This window comes from Actinoplanes awajinensis subsp. mycoplanecinus, from assembly GCF_001509495.1.
GTDB lineage: Bacteria > Actinomycetota > Actinomycetes > Mycobacteriales > Micromonosporaceae > Actinoplanes > Actinoplanes palleronii.
In genome coordinates this window covers 114,414-126,526 of sequence record NZ_LLZH01000178.1, presented here as the reverse complement: position 1 = coordinate 126,526, position 12,113 = coordinate 114,414, and the positions used below count along the sequence as shown (strand labels likewise).

General features: G+C 70.7%; 11 protein-coding genes. 8 read left to right on the top strand and 3 right to left on the bottom strand.

The features are described 5' to 3' along the window. Positions 1-21 precede the first annotated feature (21 nt). The 8 genes from ADL15_RS20460 to crcB all read left to right on the top strand — a co-directional run bounded on the left by ADL15_RS20460 (position 22) and on the right by crcB (position 7,207). Positions 22-1,083: a glycosyltransferase family 2 protein gene (locus tag ADL15_RS20460; protein ID WP_067693390.1), complete on the top strand. Its 1,062-nt coding sequence runs from the start codon at positions 22-24 to the stop codon at positions 1,081-1,083. Beyond that, a complete protein-coding gene (locus ADL15_RS20455; RefSeq protein ID WP_067693387.1) occupies positions 1,080-1,538 on the top strand; it encodes a GNAT family N-acetyltransferase in 459 nt (152 codons plus the stop codon). The genes ADL15_RS20460 and ADL15_RS20455 overlap by 4 nt, the downstream gene beginning before the upstream one ends. Continuing rightward, complete coding sequence (gene pseI / locus ADL15_RS20450) at positions 1,535-2,551, top strand: pseudaminic acid synthase (protein WP_067693384.1); 1,017 nt, start codon at positions 1,535-1,537, stop codon at positions 2,549-2,551. Before ADL15_RS20455 ends, pseI begins: the two co-directional genes overlap by 4 nt. 1 nt (position 2,552) lies before the next feature. Beyond that, entirely contained in the window at positions 2,553-4,133 is a 1,581-nt protein-coding gene (locus ADL15_RS20445) for a hypothetical protein (RefSeq protein ID WP_067693381.1), read from the top strand. After that, positions 4,130-5,077, top strand: a complete 948-nt coding sequence (locus tag ADL15_RS20440; RefSeq protein ID WP_067693378.1) for a hypothetical protein — start codon at positions 4,130-4,132, stop codon at positions 5,075-5,077. Before ADL15_RS20445 ends, ADL15_RS20440 begins: the two co-directional genes overlap by 4 nt. A 59-nt stretch (positions 5,078-5,136) precedes the next feature. Next, positions 5,137-6,120: a right-handed parallel beta-helix repeat-containing protein gene (locus ADL15_RS20435; protein ID WP_067693375.1), complete on the top strand. Its 984-nt coding sequence runs from the start codon at positions 5,137-5,139 to the stop codon at positions 6,118-6,120. Between the two features lie 239 nt (positions 6,121-6,359). Continuing rightward, positions 6,360-6,854 carry a fluoride efflux transporter FluC gene (locus tag ADL15_RS20430; RefSeq protein WP_232344236.1) on the top strand — a complete coding sequence of 165 codons (495 nt, stop codon included), beginning with the start codon at positions 6,360-6,362 and terminating at the stop codon, positions 6,852-6,854. Then, on the top strand, positions 6,851-7,207 hold the full coding sequence (gene crcB / locus ADL15_RS20425; RefSeq protein ID WP_067693371.1) for a fluoride efflux transporter CrcB: 357 nt from the start codon (positions 6,851-6,853) through the stop codon (positions 7,205-7,207). The genes ADL15_RS20430 and crcB overlap by 4 nt, the downstream gene beginning before the upstream one ends. A gap of 105 nt (positions 7,208-7,312) precedes the next feature. Here the strand turns inward: crcB and ADL15_RS20420 are convergent, their stop codons facing one another. The 3 genes from ADL15_RS20420 to ADL15_RS20410 all read right to left on the bottom strand — a co-directional run bounded on the left by ADL15_RS20420 (position 7,313) and on the right by ADL15_RS20410 (position 11,783). Beyond that, positions 7,313-9,514 (bottom strand): MMPL family transporter, encoded by a 2,202-nt coding sequence (locus tag ADL15_RS20420; RefSeq protein WP_067693368.1) that lies wholly within the window; start codon positions 9,512-9,514, stop codon positions 7,313-7,315. A 71-nt stretch (positions 9,515-9,585) separates the two neighbouring features. Beyond that, positions 9,586-10,230: a response regulator gene (locus ADL15_RS20415; protein ID WP_067693365.1), complete on the bottom strand. Its 645-nt coding sequence runs from the start codon at positions 10,228-10,230 to the stop codon at positions 9,586-9,588. Between the two features lie 29 nt (positions 10,231-10,259). Then, the gene (locus ADL15_RS20410) at positions 10,260-11,783 is read right to left on the bottom strand and encodes a M1 family metallopeptidase (RefSeq protein ID WP_232344235.1); all 1,524 of its coding nucleotides are present in this window, start codon (positions 11,781-11,783) and stop codon (positions 10,260-10,262) included. Positions 11,784-12,113: the final 330 nt, after the last annotated feature.

Here is a 12,113-nt window from a genome sequence, read left to right as displayed (position 1 = left end):
TGACACGTCAACGGTGGACCCATGGGTGTTCAGCTGACCGTCGTGGTGCCGGTCTACGCGGTCGAGGACTTCCTCGTGGCCTGTCTCGATTCGATCCGGGCCGGACTGTCCCCGGAGGAGAACGCGGCCGTCGAGGTGATCGCGGTCGACGACGCGTCACCGGACCGCTGCGGTGCCATGCTCGACGCGTACGCGGCGGAGCACGGCACCGTCCGGGTGCTGCACCTGTCCAGCAACGTCGGTCTCGGCCTGGCCCGCAACGCCGGGCTCGCCGAGGCCACCGGCCGGTACGTCTGGTTCGTGGACAGCGACGACCAGCTCCCGCCCGGCTCGATCCGGGCGGTGCTGGACCGCCTGCGCGAGACCGAGCCGGACGTGCTGCTCGTCGACCACCTGCGCGAGCACGAGGACGGCCGGCTGCAGACCGACGCCAGCTCCCCGCTGCTCGCCGGGGAACCCTCCCTGGACCGTCTGCTCGGCGTGCAGCACACCGCGTGGAACCGGATCATCCGGCGCGGCCTGCTGATCGAGAACGAGCTGTGGTTCCGCGCCGGCTGGTACGAGGACATCCCGTTCAGCAACCCGGTCCTGATCGCCGCCGACCGGGTCGACGTGCTGAACCGGGTCTGTTACCACTACCGGATCGGGCGCCCCGGCGCGATCACCGCGACTCGCAGCGAGCGCCACTTCGAGGCCTTCGACCAGTACGACGCGCTGCACCGCTGGCTGGACCGGAACGACACGCCGCCGGCCGTACGACTCCGGATGTTCACCTTGATGGTCAACCACCTGCTGGTGGTGGCCGGCAACGACTCCCGGATGCACGCCCGGTTCCGCCGGCCGTTCTTCCGCCGAATCGCCGAGCAGTACCGGCGGCACCGCCCGGCCGGGCACCGGTCGCCGTCCGGATCGGCCGGGATCAAGCACCGGCTGGTCGCCGCGAACAGCTACGCGCTCTATTCCGCGGTGCGCGCCGGCTACCGGCTGGCGGGCCTGCGGCGCCGGCCCACCGAACGTCCACCTCTGGTTTCCCAGGACACCCCCGTCTCGTCACGACCGGTCCAAACCAGCTCTTTACGTTGACCGGCGTGCTTCGACCCGCCACCGACTCCGACCGCGACCCGGTCCTGAACTGGCGCAACCACCCCGCGGTGCGTTCCGTCAGCCTCACCACCCATGAGATCCAGCCGGCCGAACACGCAGCCTGGTGGGCGAGCCGTGCCGGCACCGTCCTGATCTACGAGGAGGACGGCGTACCCGCCGGGGTGGTGATCTTCAACGGCAACACCTGGTCGTTCTACCTCGACGTCGAGGGGCTCGGCCCGCGTCTGCTCCCCGCCTGGATGCGGCTGGAGAAGGAGGCCGTCGCGTACGCCTTCGGCCCGCTCGGCCTGCAGACCCTCGGCGGCGAGACGCTCGAGGAGAACAAACAGGTGCTGGCGCTGCACCGGCGGTTCGGCTTCCGCGAGACGCGCAGATATGAACGGCTGGTCGACGGGGTCCCCAAGACGGTCGTCTGGACAGAGAGAGCGAAATGAGCAAAACGAAGCCCTATATCGTCGCGGAGATGTCCGGGAACCACAACGGTTCGCTGGACCGGGCGCTGCAGCTGGTCGACGCCGCCGCGGACGCGGGCGCGGACGCGATCAAGATCCAGACGTACACCGCGGACACCCTGACCGTGGACGTCAAGCACCCCCGGTTCCAGCTGTCGGCGGGCCACGAGTTGTGGGGCGGCGAGTACCTCTACGACCTCTACACCCGGGCGCACACGCCGTGGGACTGGCACGCGCCGATCTTCGACCGGGCCCGGGAGCGGGGCATCGAGGCGTTCTCCAGCCCGTTCGACCCGACCGCGGTCGAGCTGCTGGAGAAGCTGGGCGCGCCGCGCTACAAGATCGCGTCTTCGGAGATCACCGACCTGCCGCTGATCCGGCTCTGCGCGTCGACCGGCAAGCCGATCATCATCTCCACCGGCATGGCGACGCTCAAGGAGATCACCGCCGCGGTGGACGCCGCGCGGGGCGCCGGCGCCACCGACATCACCGTGCTGAGCTGCACCGCGTCGTACCCCGCTCCCCCGGAGTCGACGAACCTGCGGCGCATCCCGGTGCTGGCCGAGGCGCTGCGGCTGCCGATCGGCCTGAGCGACCACACGCTGGGTATCGGCGTGCCGATCGCGGCCGTCGCGCTCGGCGCCGTACTGATCGAGAAGCACGTCACGCTGGACCGGGCCGACGGCGGCGTGGACTCGGCGTTCTCGCTCGACCCGGGTGAGCTCGCCGCGCTCGTGGTGGAATCGGAGCGGGCCTGGCAGGCGCTGGGCACCACCGAGATCGGCCCGACCGAGGCCGAGAAGGAGGGCTTGCGCTTCCGCCGCTCGCTCTACGTGGTGACCGACGTGAAAGCCGGTGACCCGGTCACCGCGCAGAACGTCCGCTCGATCCGCCCGACCGGTGGCCTGGAGCCGGACATGATGAGCATCGCGCTCGGTCGTGTCTTCAGCGCCGACGCCGCCAAGGGAACGCCGCTGACCTGGGACCTGATCTGACGTGCTGCTGAACGCGAACAAGCAGGAGTGGAAGCACTTCCTCAATGCGGCCGAGGTGTTCTGGCAGAAGAACCTGCCCGAGCCGGCCGATGACGGCGTGATCCTGGTCGAGGCGTTCCACCAGGATCTGCGGGTGACGCTGCGCAACCTGGCGGTCGCCAACGCGATCCGGAAGATCCGCCCGGCCCGCATGATCGTCTTCACCGGCGTCGAGGAGTCCTGGGCGGAGACGCTGTGGCAGGGCTTCGACGTGTCGCTGGTGCGGGAGTTCGCCGCCGCGTACGGCGCGTCCGAGACCATCGACGTGTGGGAGATCGTCAAGAAGTCGGACTCGAAGCCGTCGCCGGACCTCGCGGAGAGTGTCGCCGACAACATCAAGGCGACCGACGCCCGCCTCGCCAAGATCCCTCGGATGCGGGAGAACCCGCCGGCCGACCGGGTCCGCTACGGCAACGCCCTCGCGGCGTACTACGAGCAGCAGTTCCAGCAGAACGTGGTCGCGCTGGTCACCAGCCACGTCGACTACGACCAGTGGGGCCTGGCCGTGGACGTGGCCCGGCGGGCCGGCGTACCGGTCATCCACACCCAGCAGACCGGCTGCCTCAAGGCGTACGCGCTCTTCCCCGAGCACGACTCGCACACCGAGACGTTCCGCGGTGAGCTGACCCGGCAGATCGGTGAGGTCTTCGACGGTCAGGTCTGGCCGCGCCGGGAGAAGCTGCGCCCGGTCACCGAGCTGATCGCCTGGCGCGCCAAGGTCAACCTGGGCCGGCCGAGCTGGTGGCGGGGCGGCACGAGCGCCTCGGTCGACCTGAACAACCCGGCCGAACGCGCCCTGCTGCGCCGGCACGCCGCGGCCCGGTTCGGCTTCGACCCGGACCGGCCGATCGTCGCGGTCTTCAACCACGCCGTCTCGGACGCGCTCGGCACCAACCGGGAGCTGTTCCCCAGCCTGTCCGAGTGGTTCACCGAGACCGCGAACTGGGCGGCGAACCGCACCGACACCCAGTGGATGTTCCTGGACCACCCGAGCCAGAAGCTCTACGACTCCACCGGCTTCTTCGACCAGCTCGCCAAACAGCACAAGAAGTCGAAGCACCTGGTCTTCCGGCCCAGCGCCACGCTCAGCAAGAACGCGCTGTGGAGCCTCACCGACCTGGGTGTCACAGTCCGCGGCAGCGTCAGCAACGAGCTCCCGGCGTACGGCATCCCGGTGATCCAGGCCGGCTGGTCGGAGTGGAGCTCGTGCGGTCTGTCCACGGTGGTGGACTCGGCCGACGCGTACTTCAAGACGCTCGACGAGAGCCTCACCGCGATCCGGGACGGCGCCACCCTGGTCACCGAGGAGCAGGTGCAGCGCGCCCGGCTCTGGCTGTGGCTCTACCGCAGCGGCTCGGACGTGGTCACCCCGCAGGTCCCGCAGTGGGAGGTCTGGCCGGCGAACACCCTGCTCAAGTCGATGCGGGCGACGTTCCGGCACATCGAGAGCGACGCCGACCCGCTGTTCGAGACGGTGGAGCGGATGTGGACCCGGCGCGAGCCGCTGCTGACCCGTACCGACCTGTCGGCGCCACTCTCATGAGCATCGGCTCGTGGTTCCGGACCGACTACGACGAGCCCTCGGTCGCCGCCGCGCTCCCGCTGGAGCTGGGCACCGGCGCGAGCCCGTCGATCGTGATCCTGGACCAGATGATCCGTGGCACCGGGATCGTCGGGCGGATCAACGGTGACTTCGGCGCGATCGCGGTCAAGGTGAACGGCACCGGCGCGCCGGTCCGGGTCACCGTCTCGGTCGGGCTGGACGAGATGGGCATCCGCTGGTGGTCCGACCGGGTGCGCCCGGCCCGGCTCACCCCCGAGCTGCCCCGGCTGGTCACGCTGCGGGCGCAGGGTCAGATCCGCGGGGCGCTGGTGCTGGCCCGGCGGCAGGGCTGGCGGGGGGCCGCGCCGGCCACCGCCACGCTCGCCTTCGACCTGCCGGCCGGCGAGTTGGACCGCGACGGTCTGCTGATCGTGGAGCTGGCCGACGCCCTGCCGCCGTCGTGGGCCGGGCCGCGGCTCAGCGCCAGGTCCGCGATCGGTTTGCGGATCAACAACATTTCGGTACGGGAGCAGCCGGCCGCGACCGCGCCGAGTGGGCCGGTCGGGCACACCGGGTGCGACTTCGCGGTGGTGCAGCCGGGTGCGGCGCTGTCGTACCGGTTGGAGGGCGCCGGAGTGTCGGCCGCTCCGCCGGTGCCGATCAGTCCCCGCAACCGGTGGACCCGGCAGAAGCCGGCCCGTGCGGTGTTCAAGCTGTCCCGGGCGGCGCGGCGGGTCGCCGTTCGCGCACTCCCGCACCGGCCCGGCGAGGTGGCCGAGGTGCTGGCCGCCGACCTGGTCACCGGCGAAGCGGTCCCGGTCGACGTGTCCCGGCATCAGGACGGGAACCTGACGGTGCGGTTCACCACGCCGGTGGGCAATCCGGTGCTGCTCGGCTCGACCGAGGCCCAGCCGACGCTGTCCTGGCGGCTGACCCCGTCATGACCCCCGCCTCGCCCGCTTCATCCGGCTCCCCCGGCTCACCCGGCTCGTTGGGTGGCGCCTTGGCGCAGCTCGGCGATGATCCGGTTCTCAACCATCGGGTGCTGCAGGAGCTGCTGGATTCTCAGCCGCCCGGCAAGCTCGAGCTGCCGCCCGGCAACCACCGGCTCGCCGAGGGGCTGCGGGTCCCCGGCGGCTGGACGGTCCGCGGCTCGTCCGTGGCGGACACCTGGCTGATCTCGGAATCCCGGACCGGCCACCCGGTGCTGCACGTACTCGGCTCCGACGTCGCGATCAGCGACCTCGGCCTGCGGCCGGCCCCGGCCGACCCGGGTGAGCACGGCGGCGACCGCGGCACCGGCCTGACCATCGGCGAGTACCTCTACGCCGGCACCCCGGAGTGGATCAGCGACGTCGACGTCCGCCGAGTGCACGTCGACCACGGGCCGCTGCGAACCGCGAACGCGATCGGCGTGATGGGCGCGGTGCGAGCCGTCACCCTGCACGACGTGCTGATCACCGGCGGGTACACCGGGGTCGCGGTGCACTGGGGCGCGGCCGGGGCGGACGTCTCGTCGATCACCGGTCCGACCTACCACCCGCACCAGCTGACCGTTTCCGATCTGCGGGTACGGGACGCGATCGAGGGCTTCTACCTGAGCTCGGTGCACAACGTCCGGGTCACCGGCGCGTGCCTGCGCGACGTGGAGATGGGCTTCCGGCTGCTGCCCGGCGACAACACCAACCGGTTCGTGTCGTCGTCCGAGGACGTCGGCGCCCGGATCGAGGTCGAGGACGTCTGCGTGCGCTGGACCGGCCCCCGCTACGCGGTGCGGATCGCCGGCTGGGGCCGCAGCGAGGTGGACGGCGTCATCAGCGTGCTGGCCTACCGGGACAGCACGGTGCGGAACTGCCGGCTGGCCGGAACCGGGACCGGCGACGACTGGTCACCGGTGCGCTTCGAACGGGCCTCCGGCGTCGAGTTACGCGACATCACGGTGTCGACTACGGCTGGTGACTGCTGCCGACTCGGCGTGCCGGACTGACCAAGGGCGGGTTCCCACTCCGCAAGATCGTCGCCTACAGTGGACCATGAAACCGCTGAGGCACAGGTCAACGGGCATTTACATTGCCTGTTTCAGGTCGTTTCATGCGATCGGTGGATCTGCCCCGAAGCGCCCGGAACCGGCCGGGGAGGACGCCGCCACGTCCCCCCGGCCGCCCGCGCGCTACCGTCAGCTCCGATGGACCTCACCGTGACCCGCCTCCGGTAGCGGGCTTACCCGTGGCGCTGAATCTCGACGTGGACCGCCGTGCGATCGCGGCCGTCGCGGCCGGTGGTGTGCTCGGCGCGCTGGCCCGCTACGGTCTCGGCCTCGCCTGGCCGCACACCCCGGCCGAGTTCCCCTGGGCCACCTGGCTGATCAACGTCTCCGGTTGTTTCCTGATCGGCGTGCTGTATACCCTGCTGGCCCGCTTCCGCCCAGGTCACCGGCTCACCCGGCTGTTCCTCGGCACCGGATTCCTGGGCGGTTACACCACGTTCTCCACCGCCGAGGTAGACGTCCTGCGCGCCACACCGGCAATCGGCCTCACCTACCTGGCCGCCACCGTCCTCGGCGCCCTGCTGGCCGTCTGGTCCGGCGCCGCCCTCACCGAAAAAGCCACCCCCGCCCCGGCCGCCGCGCCAGCCGCCGCGCCAGAGCCAGAGCCCGCTGCCGTGCCAGAGCCGGCCGCCGCGCCAGAGCCGGCTGACGGGACGCCCGGCGGCGCGCGATGACGTTTCTCCTGGTCGCGCTCGGCGCGGCGATCGGCGCCCCGCTGCGCTATCTCACCGACCGCTACGTCCAGGTCCGCTACGGCGCCGGCTTCCCGTGGGGCACCCTCGCCGTGAACGTCACCGGCTCGCTGATCCTCGGCCTGGTGCTCGGCCTGCCGCTCTCCGCCGGCCTCACCGCACTGATCGGCACCGGCTTCTGCGGCGCGCTGACCACCTACTCCACGTTCTCCTGGGAGACCCTCAGCTTCGCCCGCCGCGGCGAACGAGCCACCTCCTTCGCCTACGTCCTGCTCAGCCTGCTGTCCGGCCTGGGCGCCGCCACCCTGGGCCTCACCCTCGCCCACACCCTCTGACCAGCCCCAACCACGCGAACTCCCGCCCCACCCGCGCACCAACAAGCGTGGGGAGTTTCGGCGCGCTCCGCACCGAAACTCCCCACGCAACGGGTGGGCGCGGGCTTAGCCGACCGGGGTGAGGGGCCTCTGCTCGACTGCTGCCGGCTCGGCCGGGGTGGGCAGGTCGTGGGCCACCTGCGGGAGCCAGCGCAGCCAGCTCGGCAGCCACCAGTTCGCCCAGCCGAGCATGGCCATCACGGCCGGCAGCAGCACCGCCCGGATGATCGTGGCGTCCAGCAGGACCGCGGCCGCCAGGCCAACGCCCAGCTCCTTGGTCGAGGTCAGCGGGAGCGTCGCGAACAGGGCGAAGACCGCGACCATCACCACCGCCGCGCTGGTGATCACACCGGCGGTCCGGCCGACGCCCTCGCGGACCGCTTCCCGGGTCGGCAGACCCCGGTCGTGGCCCTCGCGGATCCGGCTGAGCACGAACACGTGGTAGTCCATCGACAGGCCGAAAAGGATCACGAAGAGGAAGAGCGGGATCCAGTTGATGATGCCGTCCGAGGCGGTGAAGCCCAGCTGCTTCTCGAAGTGGCCGTACTGGAAGACGTAGACCAGCATGCCGTAGGCGGCGGCGACCGAGAGCAGGTTGAGCAGCACCCCGGTGACCGCCACGGTCACCGACCGGAACGACACCAGCAGGAGCAGGAACGCCAGCCCGAGCACGAACCCGAACACCCAGGGCAGGCTCTCGTCCAGCTGGTGGTTGAAGTCGACGCTGAACGCGGTGTCCCCGCTGACCAGCACGGTCGCCCCGGTGATCGCACCCAGGGTGGCCGGCACGACCTCGCCGCGCAGCAGTTTCAGCGCGGCCAGCGCGGCCGGGTCGTCGCCCTGCCCGGCCAGCCCGACCGAGACCACCGCGACCGTGCCGGCCGGGTTGACCCGCACGTCGACCGGTTCGACCAGCGTGCCGCCGCTGCGCTCGACCGCCGCCCGGAACTCGCCGAGCGCCTTGTCGAACCGCTCCCCCTTGACGGTCGACGCCTGCACCACGACCTCGGCCGGGGTGGTCTTGCTCGGGAACGCCAAGCTGATCGCCTGGAACCCCTGCACCACCGGCGAGTCCGGCGAGACGTCCTGGATGACCTCACCCCGGGTCCGCAGGTCCAGCACCGGCGAGGCCAGTACGCCGAGCAGACCGACCGCGACCAGCGCCGAGATCAGCGGCCGGGCCAGCACCACCCGCAGCAGCCCGTTCCAGAACCGGCCGTCGGTGCGCCGCCGGTACAGGCCCGGGATCTTGATGGCGTCGACCCGGTCGCCGAGCGCGGAGAGCATGGCCGGCAGCGCGGTGAGCGAGCCGAGCACCGCGGTGGCGACCACCAGGATGGTGCCGAGACCGAAACTGACGAACGTGGTGTCGTGGGTGAGGAACATGCCGGCCATCGCCACGATCACGGTCAGGCCGGAGATCCAGATCGACCGCCCGGAGGTCTGCGCGGCGATCATCAGGGCGCGTTCCGGATCGGCGCCGGCCCGGCGCTCGTCACGTTCCCGGCGGATGTAGAACAGGCAGTAGTCGACCCCGACCGCGAGCCCGACCAGCAGCATCACGTGGGACGTGGCGTCGACGGTCGGCGCGAACCGGCTGCCGGCCGCCATCAGCCCGATCGCCGCGACCACCGCGGTCACCGCCAGCCCGACCGGCAGCAGCGCGGCCACCACGGCGCCGAACGCCACCAGCAGGATGCCGAGCGTGACCGGGATGGAGAGCATCGAGAGGCGGGACAGCCCGGCCTCCAGCTCGTCACCGATCAGTTTGTCGCCGCTGGCGTCGCCGGCTTCCACAACGTACAAATCAGGGTGTTTGGTCTGGATTTGTGTGACCGCGTCGAGAGCTGGGCGGACCCGCTCCTTCGCGGTCTCCGGGTCGCCCTTGATGCTGAAGGCGATCAGCGTCGACCGGCCGTCCGGCGACTGGATCGCCGGTTGCACGTCGGTGACGTCGCTGACCGTCTTCAGCGTCCGGGTGACCTCGGCGGTCGCGGCGGCCCGGTCGGTGCCGGCCCGGTTCTGGATCAGCACCAGCTCGCCCGCCGGACGCTCCGGGAAGCCCGCCCCCTCGACGGTCTTCTCGGCCCGGCCGGAGTCTCCGTTGCCCTGCTCGGCGAAGGTCGCCGTGCGCGTGCCGAGCTGCCCGCTGAGGACGATGGTGCCGGCGACGAAGACGATCCAGCCGAGGATGGCGAGCGTCCGATGCCGTGCGCTCCAGAGCGCGGCCCGAGCCGCGATTCCCTTGACTTTCCCCCTGTGCTCCATGCCTGAGAACGCTAGGGATCCGGCTGATCGTTCTCGATCCGGCGGACCCCCGAACCGTGGTAGGGCTAGCCCTACGTCTGCAGGTAGGTCAGCACCGCCAGCACCCGGCGGTGCTGCTCCTCGTCCTGGTGCAGGTTCAGCTTCGTGAAGATGTTCCGGACGTGCTTCTCCACCGCACCCTCGGTGACCACCATCTTGCGGGCCACCGCGGTGTTCGACATGCCCTCGGCCATGAAGCCCAGCACCTCCCGCTCGCGCGGGGTCAGGCTGCGCAGCGGGTCGTCCCGGCGGCGCCGGACCAGCAGCTGGCCGACCACCTCGGGGTCGAGCACGGTGCCGCCCTCGGCCACCCGGCGCAGCCCGTCGAGGAAGTCGGCGACCAGCGCCACCCGGTCCTTGAGCAGGTACCCGACCGCACCGCGACGGTCGGCCAGCAGATCGTCGGCGTACGACACCTCGACGTACTGGGACAGCACCAGGATCGGGGTGCCGGGGACCGCGGCCCGCGCCTCGACAGCGGCCCGCAGCCCCTCGTCGGTGTGCGACGGCGGCATCCGGACGTCCACGATGGAGACGTCCGGGCGGTGGTCCTTGACCGCCTGGACGAGGGACGGCCCGTCGCCGACAGCGGCCACCACCGTGTGACCGTTCTCTTCGACGAGCCGGATCAGACCCTCGCGCAACAGCACGGCGTCGTCGGCAATAACCACACGCATGACGCCATGCTGTCAGAGATCCCGCGCGCTCAGTGGTGCGGGCGGCTGCTCACCAGGTATTCACCCGGGGCGGACGCGACCGAGGCCGCCGACGACGAGGCGGTCTTCCAGTCCTTGTGACCGGGCATGGCCGGGACGGTCTTGCCGTACAGCCAGCGGTTCAGGAACGGGCGCAGGTTCTGGCCGGAGACCTTCGACGCGAGCGCGATGAAGTCCTTGGTCGAGGCGGACTTGCCGCGGTACTGGCGCACCCAGGCGCGCTCCACCTTCTCGAACTTCTTGACGCCGATCTTCTGCTGCAGCGCGTAGAGGGCCAGGGCGCCACCGTCGTACACGTTCGGGTTGAAGACGTCCCACACCGACTTCGAGCTCTTCGGCTTGGCCACCGGGCCGTACTGGGCACGCCACTGGTTACCCAGCTTGTAGACCGCCTTGAAGTACGCCTCCCGGCTGCTGAAACCGGTGTACTTCTTGAACGTCTTGGTGTCGGCCGCGTAGAGCAGCTCGTACCAGGTCGCGTGGCCCTCGTTCTGCCACACGTCACTCCACGCCGTGGGTGCCACGCTGTCGCCGAACCACTGGTGCGCCAGCTCGTGCGCCATGATCGGGTTGCGGATGTAGGCGGGGTACGCGAACAGGCTGGTGTCGTACAAGGAAAGGGTTTGCGTCTCCAGCGCGAAGCCGAGATCGGCGTCGATGACCAGGGTCCCGTAGTTCTCGAACGGGTACGCGCCGACCTTCTTCGTCATCCAGGCGATCTGCGAGCGTTCCACCTGCGCCTTGGCCAGCAGGTTCTTCGCCAGCCGGCGCGGGACCACGTCACGCACCGCCACGCCGCCGACCGCCTTGCGGTTCTGCACGACGAAGTCACCGACCGCGACCTGGACCAGCTCGCTGGCCATCGGCTTCGACTCGCGGTAGACCGTCGAGACGTAGCCGCCGGACGTGGTCCGGCTGAGGCGCTTGCCGTTCGCCACCCCGATCCAGCCCGCCGGGGCGGTCAGCCGGATCGTGTAGGTCGCCTTGTCCCGCGGGTGATCGTTGCTCGGGAACAGCTCGTGCGAGGTGTCGGGCTGCCCGGCGAGCACCGTGCCGTCCGGGGTCGCCACAAAACCTTCCGGCTCGCCGGCGCTGGCCGAGGTCGGCGCGGCGGTGAAACCACTGACCACGACCTTGAACGTCTTGCCCTTGCGCAGGTAGGTCGCCGGCGTGATCACCAGCTCGTCGCCGGACCGCCGGAACGCCGCGGCCTTGCCGTTCACCGACACCGCCCCGACGCTCTTGCCACCGAAGTCGAGGTCGAACCGGGACAGGTCCTTGGTCGCGGTCGCCGTGATCGTCACGTTGCCGGTGACCGTCTGGGTCGGCTGCTTCGCCGGGTACTTCAGGCTCAGGTAGTAGTTGCGCACGTCGTACCCACCGTTGCCGAGCAACGGATACAGCCGGTCACCGAGTCCGGCCGAACCGGGCGTGCCGGTGGCAGCGGCCGCGGGCACCGCGCTCCCGGCGATCCCGACGAGTACCGCCGTACCCGCGGCGAGAACCGCGGGCAAGCTATTGATGATCTTCCTCATGGTTGGCGAGGCTACGGCCCGCCCGCAAACTGCAACATCGGATTTCAGGCCGCTTTCCACTCACGGCCGCTCCCCCCAAGACCGCGCCTTTTCCGGTACGACCAGAGCACCCGCCCAACTCCCCCCACCCCGCACCCACGTCATCCCCCCGCGTGCCCCAGCCACCCACTCCGCAGCCCCCGGTCCCCGGCTCACGCCGTCAGCCCCAGTCGAAGACCCTGAGCTGGCGCTGGCGGCTGCCTCAAAAGCACCGAGGCCACCGTGACCACCAGCCGAGCGGCCCAGGCTGGCGCTGGCGGCTGTCTCGGG

Bases quoted from the DNA above. Each gene is read 5' to 3' on its own strand.
- pseI (WP_067693384.1), top strand. From the start codon at position 1,535: ATGAGCAAAACGAAGCCCTATATCGTCGCGGAGATGTCCGGGAACCAC.
- ADL15_RS20440 (WP_067693378.1), top strand. From the start codon at position 4,130: ATGAGCATCGGCTCGTGGTTCCGGACCGACTACGACGAGCCCTCGGTC.
- ADL15_RS20460 (WP_067693390.1), top strand. From the start codon at position 22: ATGGGTGTTCAGCTGACCGTCGTGGTGCCGGTCTACGCGGTCGAGGAC.
- ADL15_RS20415 (WP_067693365.1), bottom strand. From the start codon at position 10,230: ATGCGTGTGGTTATTGCCGACGACGCCGTGCTGTTGCGCGAGGGTCTG.
- crcB (WP_067693371.1), top strand. From the start codon at position 6,851: ATGACGTTTCTCCTGGTCGCGCTCGGCGCGGCGATCGGCGCCCCGCTG.
- ADL15_RS20420 (WP_067693368.1), bottom strand. From the start codon at position 9,514: ATGGAGCACAGGGGGAAAGTCAAGGGAATCGCGGCTCGGGCCGCGCTC.